The following is a 13451-nucleotide window of genomic DNA, read 5'->3' as shown; positions in this document are numbered from 1 at the left end:
ATAAGCGTTTTATTGGTGCGCTATCGATGACATCAATCTTTGTAATAACAACATCATTGAAAAGGATTTTCTATGAAAAAACTGACTTTAAAGCTATCTCTGAGCCTAATCCTAGGCTTGAGCAGTACATTCACATTTGCAACAGAAAATGGTGCCGATTCATTTGCCTTAGGTGCTGAAGGTATGATGGCGGGTGCATTACCACCACCGGGTGTTTATTTACTAACGTACTATCAAAACTACCATGCTGGTCAGCTGGACAATGGCCCCTCTGATTTTCATTTAGATGCCAATGCCCTCATCCCACGCTTGGTCTGGATGACAGAACAAAACTATCTGGGTGGGCAGCTCGGTTTTTATGCAGCACAACCTTTGGTTGACCTAAGATTAACCGCCGCTGGCATGTCCGATCATAACCGTGCTTTAGGTGATTTAATTTTCGGTTCAATGTTGGGCTGGCACAGGGGAAGCCACCACTGGATTGGCGCAATTGAGGGCGTTGTAGCAACGGGGAAATATGATACGCCCACAGCAACTCAGCCTGTGGTTGCCAATATTGGTAAAAATTACAATACCATTCGACCCATTATTGCTTATACCTACGCGCCAGCAAATGGCTTAGATCTTTCAACCAAACTGTCGTATAGCTTTAATGATGAAAATGACGACACGCATTATCAATCCGGAGAATATTTCGCCGGTGACTACAGTTTGGGCTATAAACTGAATGATCATGTCAAATTGGCAATAGAAGGTTATGCTTTTAAACAAGTTAAATCAGATCGTGTCAATGGTGATGATATTGGTCAAAAAGGACAAGTCCTTGCAGTTGGTCCTGCTATTCAATATCAGGATCAGAATTGGTCTATTGAAGCAAAATATTTAAAAGAAACCAATGTTGAAAACCGCCCTGAAGGACATACAGGATTATTAAAATTTATTTGGGCTTTTTAATACAGCAAACTGAATCGTTATATTTTTTGAAGATTTAAAGAGGACTATGACTAAACCATTGAAAAATAAAAATCATTAATGAATTTTAATGGCGATATTCGAAACTGCCTTATAGATTGCCATACAGCTAGACCAATATTTTTCCCATTTGGATCTATTCGTAAAGACAAACTATTATTGTTAGAGAGATGATATTGTTTTTTTAGGCTGGGCCTTTTTATATTCTATATCCGTTAAATCCATATTTATTGTCCACATTCTATACTTTATTTGTGGATCAAATAGCTTTGGATGGAATCGGACAATAAAAAAGCCTTTAGAATTGATTTTTAAAGGCTTTTTAAAGACCAAGGCGGGAAAAATGGAAGCAATTCGGGGCGGATGGCGATATTGGTTTTGTTATTGTTTTTACTCGTTAATTAAACTGTCCTGCATTGTCTGGTATACCATTAGGTAGTGCAGAATAAAAAACAAAATAGTGCAAAATAAGCCGAAAATTTATAGCTTTTTACTAACTCACACTATACATACCACCATACACAGCAACAAGCTATATGCTCATTCATACAAAGTTATATACAGGCATAAAAAAAGGCTTGATCCTTTTAGAATCAAGCCTTTCCGCCTTATATCACATCATATTCAGTCATATAAAGCTAGGTATTTGGGGTGGCGACAATTGAACTGGATTAATAAGTATATGTTTTTTAATTAATAAATTTTATATCAAAAACAAGGGATACACACAGGGATACAAATTACTTGCTGCTGGGCCATTTCTTCGGGTTTGGTTGCTATATCGGGAGTACAACTCAAAGTATATTACTCAACGCTTATCCCTATTATTATTTAGCCCCCTTACCCTCCACTTAGTCTAGAAAGTGAGGTACACCTACCACACTCTTACATTTTCTGCCTAAGCCCTCTAAACAATATAATAGATTGGTCTTCCCTAAAAATGATAACTAGCAGCTTCGTTACAATGTTGCCAAGTTATTAGATAGGAAGTAGATACGATGAGTGATGTAAATAACGCCGTTGATATAATAGATTCAGATAAAAATAAGAAGATAAAAACACCGAAAGAAATTGAGAAAGAACTTAAAAAGTTCAAGCGTTATAAAGTTGAAAGTGAAAAGTCATTTCTTTACTCACTCCAGAATACAAAACGCTTAGCCGATCTGATTAAAGAACACGGCGGTATTATCAGGTACACACCAGATAAAGGCATCAGTATAGATAAGATTAGCTATGAAAAAATGCCTGAGCCAATACAAACGCAATTCAAGTATGGATTAGGAAAACTGGAAAAATACTTCTCTATTCTGTATGAAGCTGATTGCCAAGCACGTGCTTTTAATGCCTATCTGTACCTGTTAGAAATGCAATACCAAAAACATATAATTCTCAACAGTCCAACAAAATATGCAAAGGTCACTTTAACTGAATGGCGTAATTGTGTATCAGAAGTAATAGCTTTAGATTCTGTGCATCTAGATAGGATAGAAAAGTATTTAATTGATAGCGGTAAATTACTTTATTGCTGGAAAAGAGGTACAAAGTGCTTAACCAGCTCAATGGAAAAAAACGGTGAAAAACTAAATTTAAAAGAAGATTACCGCATCAGTTTTAATGAATGGATGAATACAAATAGAATTGTTTATTTGGAAATGGATGTACTAAAACTAGCGTTCCCATGTAGGTAGTCATTTTTGACTTAACACTAAAAACAAAATCCCTTTTTTTTGATCAAAATGACATTATTTTTGACGTTTAACCACCAAAAAATATTTATATATAATTCATTGACTTAAATACAATGGAACTAGTCATTTTTAACGTCAGATTTTAGACCTATTATTTAGTTCGTTTCGCTATGGAATTGACACAGAATGACCACCTCTCCCAACTATAAAAACAGCTGGACACCTGAACGTAGGAGAAAGCAACGTGAACGGATTATGCAAAATAAACCGTGGCTTAAATCCACCGGACCAACAACAGAAGATGGAAAAAAGGCCTCAAGCCAGAACGCCCGATCTAACTTTGCAAATCTCGCATGTGCAGAACTAGATCAATTAATGAAAAAACAGGTCAAGCTGTTAAAGAAACTTTCAAATCTAGATTTTGAACAGGATCTACAGGACATTGAAAATGAAATTACTGGAATCAAAAAAATTTTAGGATCTGGAACTACTCGTAAATCACTAAAACAAACTAATAAATAATGACTGCATCATTTATCCATGAGTATTTAAAGATGACTTTTAGCAATAAATCCAAAGCTACTGCTGTAATCCTGAGTGCAGAGCTTGCCCTAAAACAAGCTAGCTTAGCGCATCAAGGCATTATCACTGATACAGCAAAGTTACTGCTGTCTACCGCCCACGATCATCAAACCACTGTAGACAACGCATATAGCATTCTATGTGAAGAATATAAACAATTAGAAGAACAGCAAAAACGGCGCAATGATGAAGCTGTTAAAGCTTATGATCATCATATTGCTAAGAATCAAGGAGAGTTGAAGCAAATTAAACAGGATATTGAAAGACTAACAACGGAAGTTTCTTCTTTAGAGAAAGACTTACAGCGCAAGAAAGAAATTCATGGCCAGCAAGAAAAAAGATTAAAAGCAGAAGGCCTTACCCAAGATCAGATTAAGACCATATTGGGCATGGGTGAATCCTTAGATGAAGGTAAAATTTTAGAAGAAATTAAATATAAGAATGAAATCAAAATTCTACTGAATGAACGTACTGATGAGATTTATACAGAAGCACGTTCTATCAAAGAAACAGTTATCTATACCCAGTAGTAACACTCCACTGTATTGAATAGTTCCCACACCCACATGCAATGATTTTTTGCATGTGGCTCATAAAAGGTTGAGAAAATGACTCCCGCTGAAAAAATTCAAACTGAACTCTCAAATTATCGTTATTACAAAAACAAGTTTGGAGAGGCTCATCCCCGGACAATGGATAAATTGCTGGAAATAGCCGATTTAATCCCTAGAGAATGGACCGCTGATAAAGATACAGCATTGAGCAAGTTTGTTGCTTCAGCGCGGCTTATTAGTGATTTGCGGAAGAAAGATCAAAGCAACAATGAAAATGAAGTGACCGAGATTAGAGCTGATGTACTGCAATCGCTTTGATGCTTATAGGCCCCTTCGATGGGGCTTTTTGTGTTTTTAGGAATTTAATGATTTATTTTTATTGGCTATATGGAATAAAGAGTGAAATTGATAATTTAATGGTGACTTTAAACGGAGTGATAATGTGAACACTGAAAACAATATGGATTTACTCAGCAAAATGATCATTTTCGCTACGATAAAACATAGCGGACAAGTGTGCAAAGGTGGTCAACCTTACATACTTCATCCTTTGGCTGTTATGAATCAGGTCGTATCTATAGACGCAAAAATTGTAGCTGTGAGTCATGATTTACTTGAAGATACAGATACAACTATAGATGATCTAAGAACGCAGGGATGCAGTGAGCAGATCATTCAAGCGGTAGTTGCTTTGACAAAATCTAAGAATGAGAACCGTATTGATTCAGCTCACCGTGTTTCAAATAATAGACTTGCATGTGAAGTTAAACTTGCTGATGTAGCACACAATATGGATTTATCACGCCTGTCTACAATTACGGATAAAGATTTGAAACGTGTTAAAGAGTACAAAATGGTTCAACTGATTCTTGAGAATGCAAAGAAAAATCATTGGAACAATTTTCAATGATACTCAAAACGTGTTTAGAAATGGCTAACGATAGATAGACCCCTTCTATGGGGCTTTTTACATAACTTTATTCTTCAGAGTTTTTTTCTTGTGCAGCTTTCTGCTCAATGTTAATGCTGATTAAAAAAGCCCTGCTGTAAGCTAGGGCCTTGCTGTAGTATCAGCAAAATTTTGTGCAGACTAAAAGTTATTTGATTTTAAAATAATGTTTTTCTGTGACCATTTGAATTTTGATACCCTTGTAATATCGAATGATTGGATCTGTTTCATCCTTAGTAATTTTTTCTGCAAATCTATCTTCGCTCATTAAAGACGTATAAGTCTTATAGCCTACAATTAATAACTCAGGTTGCTTCCCAGCCTCAATGAAATTATTAATCTGCTTATTTATATTCTTTAAACTTTTATCCATTTTTAACCCCAGCTAACTTTAAATCTATGTATATCTTCTAATTGTTACAGTAAAATTATTTTGGTGGGCTTATCGCCTCAATTGATTGTTTTTAATGCAATAAAAAACCCGCTTAACTCTCCCAAGATAAACAGGCTTAAACGTCAAACCATATTGCTTTTTAGTTACTTATTATTCCGTCACTATACATTATTTTGAAATTACCCGCCGACATAACGCCGTGAATTTATATAGACAAGGTATTTTCAATTTAGGCTAACTAGATATGGCAAGAGTAAGGCATTAAATTGTACTTTATGGCATATATAGCAAGGCTTTACCTATTTTATTAACTAACTATTCTGTAAACCTATGTCCATTAAAATAAATTAAATGAATGCGGTATAGGCGATTACGTAGTCTTATGAAATGGATATTCTTGCTATGCTTAGCTTTTAGTATGGTTTTGATAGCCTTTTTAATGTGGTGCTGTAAGACAAAAAATTCTTTACGGTTCTATACGGTGATGGAGTTTTTCCTTGATAGATCTTGATAATATGGGTGTTCCTCAAATAGTGGTAAACCTTGCTATATATAAGCCTTGAATCCGTTTTAATAGTCTTTCTACTGGTGACTTATCAAAGTAATTTAAATAAATGCTGTGAGAATAATTTTAGGATGTTTGGTTTTACGTAGTGATACAGACTTAAAGTTATTAAATCGCTGTATGCCTTGCTGTACTACGTTAAGAACGTTTGTTGAATCATCGCAGATGATCAATAATAATTTTCGTAAAAAGAGTAAGTTTATTCTCACATCAATTTATTACTACTCAATCCATTATCACTAACCTATTAATGTTAATTGCAGTGTTAAATGAAAAACTGCATCATCGTTGTATATGAAGATGCTTTTAGTAGCTAAATGGTAGCAATAGGCGACAAATAGTAGGGAAATAATGAATATTCAAAATGAGCTAATATACTTTCTTACTAGAAATTTGAAAGAAAGTGTTAATAAAACTCGAAATATAGGAATCACAACATTTTATTATGGCTTTGGAGAAACAAGTTGGCCTACATATGAAGAAACGGCTAAATATTTTAATGTCGGCACACGAGAACGAATTCGTCAACTTCTAAATAAAAACTTCCGTCATAACATAAAAATCAGCGATCTCCCTAACTTGAGAAATGCTTACCAGCTAATTGAGAGTAAAGGTTTTTGGATCGCTTCTCATCTAGAAAATCAGCTAATATCACAAGGGTTTGTCACTAAAGGCTATAGCCTTAAGGGACTTCTTAACCTATTAATCGATGTGGGTGTAGGCTGTGAATATGAGTTATACACCCCTGAGCTAGAGAAAGCTTCAAGAGCTAGTCTTGACCTTTGGGAGAATACTTATCTTATTAATAATAATGAAATAAAAACAGGTAAAGCCCTTTTAAAAAAAGCAAAACTATTGCCTGGTCGTTGTGGAATTGCAAATCTTCAATATTTATCCAATGAATTGGGTTCGCATTATCAATTAGTTAAATCTCTCATTGAAAGCTCCCCTACTAGTTGGTGTTATGAGCATGGTGATGATTTCTGGTTCTTATATGAAAATAGGGAAAGCTCAATTATCAACTACAGCGAAAAAGTATTTTCTTTTATGGCTGAAGTAGACTCATCTCGATTGGCAGAGGTTTATAGAAATGCTATGGATGGCAGGACACATAACCTTCCTTATCCGCCAGAATCTGTTATTAAAGAGTACCTTGAGACATCCATTTACTTCGAATGTAATGATGGGAAATTATCTTTTCTTAGAGAGCCAAGTAAATTAAATGAAATTGAAATTGAAGTTTCGAACTTTCTACGAGAAAACAGAGAAGTTAAATTTCCTGAACTAAGGCAATTTCTAAGAGACAAAGGCTATGGGGATCCTCATATATCCAAAGCGACTAGTTATTCTCCTTTGGTTTACGTAAATAAAACGAATGGACGGACTCATTATACTTATAGTTTGGTTGGCTATAACTTTGAAAGTAAGCCCACAAATAGTGACCGTGAGCGGTATAAAATTTATTTAAAGAAACTTCGTGAACTATTGAACTGTGGTACAGATGAAACAACTGAAAGTAAATATCGTAAAGAACAGTACTTTCTTCAATCATGGTTATTTGATGGTAAGAAGCAAGAATGTTGTGCCATATGTAATCGAACCTTTAGTATTTGTAGCTTAGTTACGGCACATAAGAAGAAGCGCTCGCAATGTAATGAGGCAGAAAGACTTGACCCTTATATTGTAATGCCTCTGTGTTTAATGGGATGCGATTATTTGTATGAAAGGAATCATATTTTAATTAGCAATGGAATAGTAGTGAAAGGTATAGATATAAGTGATGGGATGTTTGAAAACGAGTTAATTCAACAACTAATAGGTAATAAAATATCCGAGAAATGGCTCAAAGGCCATCGATCATATTTTGAGCTTTTATCGCATATATGTATTTAAGGTTTGAAGTTAATTTTTGTACTTTATATCTAAGTTTGCATAGCTTCTCTTTCTCCTACCCTATATGTGTCTTTTTCACTGTGACAAGTGTGACGTTTGTGACGTATCTAATTAAGATCATGTTTTATATATAGTTATCTAATAAAAACACGTCACATTTATTGAATAATCTAACTCATTTAAATTGTGACACTGTGACATAAAAGTGTGACGTTCCTTCTTAGCATAAAATATGCGTCACACTCGTCACAATCACGTCACACTATTAAATATAGCTTTAAATGAAAAGTGTGACACGGTAAATATTATATATAACAGTATCTTATTAACAAAATAAAGCCTTACGTCACACTCGTCACAGTAGCTAATCATCATTTTTAGATTTCATTATTAAAGTTCTGTATAGCATCAACCTTAAAATGCATCATGGTTGGACGTGAACCATCAGGGAGCTTACCACCCATCCGCTTGGTATAACGACCATCTTCACAATCAAGCCATCCGCTTGCCTTTAAAACCTTTTTAGCACTGGCTTCATTCATACCTATGCACATTTCCTTTTTAAACATAACTGTTGATACAAGGTAATGCCCTGAATCAGGGTCATAGTAGCCGACACGGTTATTGATACGTGGGCGTATTACCTCGCCATCTACCTGTCTGATTACCGTTAGATCCTCAAAACGGCTTGTGCCATTGGCTTCAAAGAATGCCTTGATATGCTCAAGGGTCTTGGTTTCCTCTATATTCTCGCTGTTGCCTAGATTACCCAGCCAAGTATTAAAGCAGTGTGCTACCGCTTCAAATGTACGACCTTGTGTCCATCCTGTAATACCTGCTTGTGTGGCAAGTTCTCCAGCCGTGGCCACAAGTGCAAAACGGCGTAAAACACGGCTGGCCTGTCCGTTCTTGGTTTGACCATGTTGTTCAACAAAGCTATCCAGTAGGGTTTGGGCTTTCTCCATGACTTTATCTTTATCTTGGGTCAGATACTCCAGCCATTTAATCCCTGCATGACCATAATGCTTTGATGCCAGTTCATTTATGCGGTTGCCTATGTCCTGTGGTGCTGTGCCGTAGTTAATACAGTCAAATACGCCGTAGCCTTTACCTGCATCACTGGGAATATGTGCAAAGCGCAATAAGAGCCCTGCATCCAGTTCGATATTGCCACGGCGCAAATGCTCCTCAAGGGTGACTTCACCCGTAGAGGTATACATCAGGCTAAATTGCTTGGCATCGCGGTTTTTACCGGCCTTAGTGCTTCGGGCTTTACCTTGGCCACCTGTCAGCATATAAACAATATCAGACACGGCTTTCGGTACTGCTTGGCGTAGTTCATCCAGATTTAGAAAGCTATCATTTCTTAACTCTGCTTCATTTTCTAAAGCGTTGTCTGTGGTTCGCCATGACTTAGAGATATGCTTAGGATTGCCCCATATACTGCATGATGCTTTGGTCACGGTACTTTTGCCATCCGTTGATGAACCATAGATATGAAAACCGCCACTTTCAGCGCCTAGAGGCAAAACCAGTTGCCCTGAAAATGCACTGGAGAAGGCCAGTACCGCCAAAGCATGAGGTTCAATTAATTGGCTTAATTGCTGCCATTCTTGAAAGCTCCCTGATACGGTGTAAGGGCTTTTATTGTCACTGTGAAAAAGTAGTTCTTCATCTTCACTATTGCCATAAGTTTTATTGGGTGTGGCAAAACAATAGCCATGCCATCCCGCACGATCTACACACCTAAAGCGTTGCTCTATGGGGTAATCCTGAATGTAGTTAATGAATACATTTTTCTTATAGGCTTGGCGTGGAGGCATCAGGCCATGATTGGCAATAATCTTTAAGGCTTCCTGTGCTTCCCCCATAAAATGCTCATAAGGGATTAATAGCCGGTGCAAGGTATTGTCCTTGTCATGAAACTGAATAACACGCTTCCAGTTGTCATTATTGAGGCTTCGTGCCTCACCTAAAATAATGGCTGAATGACAGATAAAAGTACGGGTCTGTTTGAGTTCGCCGTCTTCATCTCTTTTTTCTTTAATCAGGTAGAGGCCATTGTCCAAAATATGTAGAAATGCGCCGTCATCCATCCTAAAAGGTTTGGCCAAGTGGCCTTTAGGTAACAGACTAAGTTTAGGCAGTTGCTCTATAGCTTCATCAATAAAAGCGGTAACTTCCTCTTTGCTTTCATCCTTTGATAATTCTGTAAAAAACTCACCTTCTAAAATGGTTTGATACTGATTCAGCAATCGAACTGTCGTATTTTTCTCTAGGCTTTGAAAGGCTTCAAGCTGAATATGTTCAGGGCGTACTGGTAGATATAATTGTGTATAACCCGCCTTTGATAATTGATGAATCACAAACTGAATCTGCTCAAAATCAAAAGGCTTGAGTGCTGTTGGCTGGGTATTACATAGAGTCGGCAATATCACCAATACCACGGCGTAACCGGTTTGAGCAATCTTAAAAAATGCTTCTAGGTTGTAGGTGATTATGACAGGCTTGGCATGGTCAAAATCACCATACCTTGCAAAACCTTTGGCCAATCCATCAGGGATGACAGATACTCGTTGGCCATCCTGCAATACGGCACATTGAACAAGCTCCAGCTGCCCATTCACAATAGGCAAGATCACAGGGCTTTCATACTTAACGCCGTTTATCTCTACCTTACTTGGGTCAATATAGATCGGCTGTTCAGGACTACCAAAACGCTCAATGATTGAATGGTTTAGATATGTTGCATCCAGTGGATTTAGAGTAGTGCATTGCGCTAATATCGTTTCAGGCTGATCAAAGTCTTGCTGAAAGTTTTGGGCGGTGTTATTCATAGTGACACCGCCTTTTTATTTGCTTCCCATTCTGTTTTGTATTGTTGTTCTTGCACTTGATTAAATTCAGCCGATTCTTGAACTATCGTATTGGTAATCGCAATAATGCGTTTTAGGTTGTTAAAGCATAATTCAGGGACATTGTAGACATTGCTTAGATATTCTTTGGTGCGTTCAAGTTCATTAGCAATAACCCCTAGCATTACACTTGTGTCAGCCATTTGTTCATAGGCAAGTAAATAGGCTTCAACCATGTCGCCAGCATCATAAGTTTTAGGCGTGTTATTAGAATTGATTTTAGACATGATTAGACCTCCTCACCTTGAAAAGCTAAAGGCAGTATCTTTTCAATCATTTCTAATTTTGTTTGTAGCTCATAGATTAGGTCCGCAACAACCTCGCCCTTAACGGCTAACTCTCTACCATCTTTAAAACAGCTCCACGTCGCAATTGAGATATTTTTAGCACTGGATACCATGCTATATACAACATCCTGAGCATTTGCATAATCGGCTTCTGGGTGTGGGATATAAAAACTTTCAATACAGCCTAAAGCAAGGTTATACGGTTTTTTAGAATTGGACATGATCACACTCCCCATACTTTTTTAAGCATTGAAGAAATGCGCTTGGCTAAACCTTGCTTGTGTGCAAAATCAGCAGATTGGATACGTTGACGTGTAATTTGATGAATATTTTTAGGCACGTTTAATGCGCTCCTTTGTTGCTTAAGGGAGCTTTGCCATTCACGACCAAATGAGGGTGGCAAAGCTGAAAAGGGTTGGTCGACAGGGAACAAAGGAAACCTGCACACTCGAAAGTGTCCCTCTCCAGCTCCGCCATAACATGCGAACGCATAGAGATTTTACGCACAAAAAAAGCCCTTGCGGACTGTGCGCCTTTGTTACTATTGTAGCCGACCAAAGCTAATTCACCATGTGGGTGAACGCCATTAGCATAACGAGGCTCATGACAGCTTTCAAGACCTACGATGAAAATTCCTAAATTTAATGTTTTGGGTATTAGAAATACAGGGATTGATTTGCAACGCTCATTTTGGCGAGAAATGAACATTGCAAATGAATAGGTATTCATATCTATTCCGCCTTGCCAAAATATTTGGCCAGTACTTGCATGCCCTTAGGTAGAATAAAGAATTCAATTTTGCTGTAGCTTCCTAACTCACCATTCGCTTTGACTCTCGTCACTTCTTCATATTTGGTTTCACAATAGCCTCGCTCTTGGCTGTAGTGAGTAGATGCACGTGCATTGTTTAGATGTCGATCCCATCCGTGTTTTCTTAACCATGTGGCCAATACCTGACGTTTAATATTCAGTATCTTGCAGGCTTGCTGAAACTTCACACCTGAAGGTGTTTGAGTAATGCTGTCGATCGTACATTCAAGAGAGTGATTTTGTATTTCAAGGTGAATGACTTGCTCGGTATAGTCTAATAAAGCACGGCGTAAGGCATAAGGATCGTGTAGGTCAAGATTAGTATGCTTAACTTGTTTTTCTAACTCTTGCCAGCGGTCGACCAGTCGCGCTGTGAATTCAGGCCATAATTGTGCTACGACAATAATGCTATCGCGCTTACCTTGCTCACCTGAAAATACATAAACTTGCGTACTTCTGGATCTCCCCATAGTGTCAATAGATTGTTCATCCCCCATTGGGGGTTGAATAATTACACCGCGCTCTACAAGTCTTTCAATAGATTGTTTTACTTTGTCATGGCGAGATTGAACTAACTCGGAGATATGCATGCTAGACATTGAAGCAGCAGAAAGATTCACTAATTGATTCATGATTAAGCCTCCATTGCTGCAAGGCCTTGCTTTTGGCTGTTATGCCACTCTGCAAGCTCGGCATAATCAAAATACACAGGTGACTGTTTAGCAGTTCCCATCTTAATTTTTTGAGGAAATGTAGGGTCTAACTTGATTAACTGATTTAAAGTTTCACGACTTACATCAAGAATTTGGCAAGCTGTTTTAAACTGGATACGTACAGGATAGATAGGCATATTCATACTTACTCTGTTAAAAAGATAAGTCAAATATGTCATTGAATTTATATGATAAATAGAATCCCCATCTAGATAAAATCATAGTAGGGGATTTTTTTAAATAAGTTTTAAATTAGATTAAAAATTCAATAAATTCAAGTACTAAAAAGGTAATTCTGTATCTAAAGCGTCAGCTAATGTTTCAGGAATTTCAGCTAAAATATTTTTATTTAATTGTGTTGAATTAGAACTTTCTTTAATTGTATAGGCATCACCTCCAAAATGGTGGAGGGGGTTTCCAAAAACCGTAACCCCCCTTTTATCAAAATTAGCAATTTCAGCCATTTCTTCAAATTTTGTTGGGGATTTAATATTCAAAGAAAATTTTTCAGAATGGGTTGATATCCAATCCGTTAGATATTTTTTTGTTGTTGTACTTTGAATGTCTGCTGTAAATAATGATTCCCATGCACTGACAACTGCATGTAATTTAGGGCTATATAAAGGATGAGACTGATTACCTATATCAGCAATTTTTCCTTGAGGAAAAAAAGATAAGGGATATACCCCTCTATCTCTAAGCCATTCTATTAAATCTGTTTTTTCAATAGTTGTTCTGGTCACATCTAATTCATGAGTCAAAAACCAATCAGCCTGCATATCTATTTTTGTTAAAAATTTAGTATTGTGATTATCCACCACTACAGTTGCTTTTAACTTTCCTTTTTTAATAGCATTACACAAAGATTTTTTAACAAGTTCAACAGCTTCACGTATGTTATCAGGATCACTGTTATTAATTTCTCTAAATCCCCATTCACCATATTGATCTTCAAAATAATATTTATGAGGGCTTATCCCTGCTATTAAGCAGGAAGCATCATTAATTGAAAAATCATCCATCAATTTAAATAAATCTTCTTCTACTAAACCCTGCATAGTGTCCCCCATAGCAGTTATTCTTTGTTAATAAATTAATAAGTTAAGACTTATTATACTTGTATATACTT

The 13451-nt window shown here is 36.8% G+C and carries 15 protein-coding genes; 7 read left to right on the top strand and 8 right to left on the bottom strand.

The annotated features are described in order from the left end of the window. Positions 1-72 precede the first annotated feature (72 nt). The 6 genes from F994_RS13455 (at position 73) to F994_RS13430 (ending at position 4706) form a co-directional block, all read left to right on the top strand. Positions 73-954, top strand: a complete 882-nt coding sequence (locus F994_RS13455) for a SphA family protein (protein ID WP_004651089.1) — start codon at positions 73-75, stop codon at positions 952-954. 1016 nt (positions 955-1970) lie between these two features. Further along, positions 1971-2660: a hypothetical protein gene (locus F994_RS13450; protein WP_004651088.1), complete on the top strand. Its 690-nt coding sequence runs from the start codon at positions 1971-1973 to the stop codon at positions 2658-2660. 186 nt (positions 2661-2846) lie between these two features. Continuing rightward, positions 2847-3182: a hypothetical protein gene (locus F994_RS13445; RefSeq protein ID WP_004651087.1), complete on the top strand. Its 336-nt coding sequence runs from the start codon at positions 2847-2849 to the stop codon at positions 3180-3182. A gap of 32 nt (positions 3183-3214) precedes the next feature. Next, the gene (locus tag F994_RS13440; RefSeq protein WP_004651086.1) at positions 3215-3772 is read left to right on the top strand and encodes a hypothetical protein; all 558 of its coding nucleotides are present in this window, start codon (positions 3215-3217) and stop codon (positions 3770-3772) included. Between the two features lie 78 nt (positions 3773-3850). Further along, positions 3851-4114 carry a hypothetical protein gene (locus tag F994_RS13435; RefSeq protein WP_004651085.1) on the top strand — a complete coding sequence of 88 codons (264 nt, stop codon included), beginning with the start codon at positions 3851-3853 and terminating at the stop codon, positions 4112-4114. Positions 4115-4256: 142 nt separating this feature from the next. Next, complete coding sequence (locus F994_RS13430) at positions 4257-4706, top strand: bifunctional (p)ppGpp synthetase/guanosine-3',5'-bis(diphosphate) 3'-pyrophosphohydrolase (RefSeq protein ID WP_034697341.1); 450 nt, start codon at positions 4257-4259, stop codon at positions 4704-4706. A 187-nt stretch (positions 4707-4893) separates the two neighbouring features. Here F994_RS13430 and F994_RS13425 read toward each other — a convergent pair whose 3' ends face one another. Continuing rightward, positions 4894-5118, bottom strand: coding sequence for a hypothetical protein (locus F994_RS13425; protein WP_004651082.1), 225 nt, complete (start codon positions 5116-5118; stop codon positions 4894-4896). Positions 5119-6055: 937 nt separating this feature from the next. Here F994_RS13425 and F994_RS13420 point away from each other — a divergent pair. Beyond that, a complete protein-coding gene (locus F994_RS13420) occupies positions 6056-7597 on the top strand; it encodes a hypothetical protein (RefSeq protein ID WP_004651081.1) in 1542 nt (513 codons plus the stop codon). 377 nt (positions 7598-7974) lie between these two features. Here F994_RS13420 and F994_RS13415 read toward each other — a convergent pair whose 3' ends face one another. The 7 genes from F994_RS13415 to F994_RS13385 form a co-directional block, all read right to left on the bottom strand. Next, complete coding sequence (locus F994_RS13415; protein ID WP_004651080.1) at positions 7975-10434, bottom strand: DUF927 domain-containing protein; 2460 nt, start codon at positions 10432-10434, stop codon at positions 7975-7977. Continuing rightward, positions 10431-10739 (bottom strand): hypothetical protein, encoded by a 309-nt coding sequence (locus F994_RS13410; protein WP_004651079.1) that lies wholly within the window; start codon positions 10737-10739, stop codon positions 10431-10433. The genes F994_RS13415 and F994_RS13410 overlap by 4 nt, the downstream gene beginning before the upstream one ends. A 2-nt stretch (positions 10740-10741) precedes the next feature. Continuing rightward, a complete protein-coding gene (locus F994_RS13405; protein WP_004651078.1) occupies positions 10742-11020 on the bottom strand; it encodes a hypothetical protein in 279 nt (92 codons plus the stop codon). A gap of 121 nt (positions 11021-11141) precedes the next feature. Continuing rightward, entirely contained in the window at positions 11142-11528 is a 387-nt protein-coding gene (locus F994_RS13400; protein WP_004651077.1) for a hypothetical protein, read from the bottom strand. Positions 11529-11530: 2 nt separating this feature from the next. Further along, a complete protein-coding gene (locus tag F994_RS13395) occupies positions 11531-12241 on the bottom strand; it encodes a phage antirepressor KilAC domain-containing protein (protein ID WP_004651075.1) in 711 nt (236 codons plus the stop codon). A 2-nt stretch (positions 12242-12243) separates the two neighbouring features. Beyond that, on the bottom strand, positions 12244-12459 hold the full coding sequence (locus tag F994_RS13390) for a helix-turn-helix transcriptional regulator (RefSeq protein WP_034697337.1): 216 nt from the start codon (positions 12457-12459) through the stop codon (positions 12244-12246). 144 nt (positions 12460-12603) lie between these two features. Beyond that, a complete protein-coding gene (locus F994_RS13385; protein WP_004651073.1) occupies positions 12604-13380 on the bottom strand; it encodes a hypothetical protein in 777 nt (258 codons plus the stop codon). Positions 13381-13451 lie beyond the last annotated feature (71 nt).

Source organism: Acinetobacter bohemicus ANC 3994 (genome assembly GCF_000367925.1).
Classification (GTDB): Bacteria; Pseudomonadota; Gammaproteobacteria; order Pseudomonadales; family Moraxellaceae; genus Acinetobacter; species Acinetobacter bohemicus.
The sequence above is the reverse complement of the archived record's forward strand: the minus strand, read 5'-3'. Positions and strand labels throughout refer to the sequence as shown.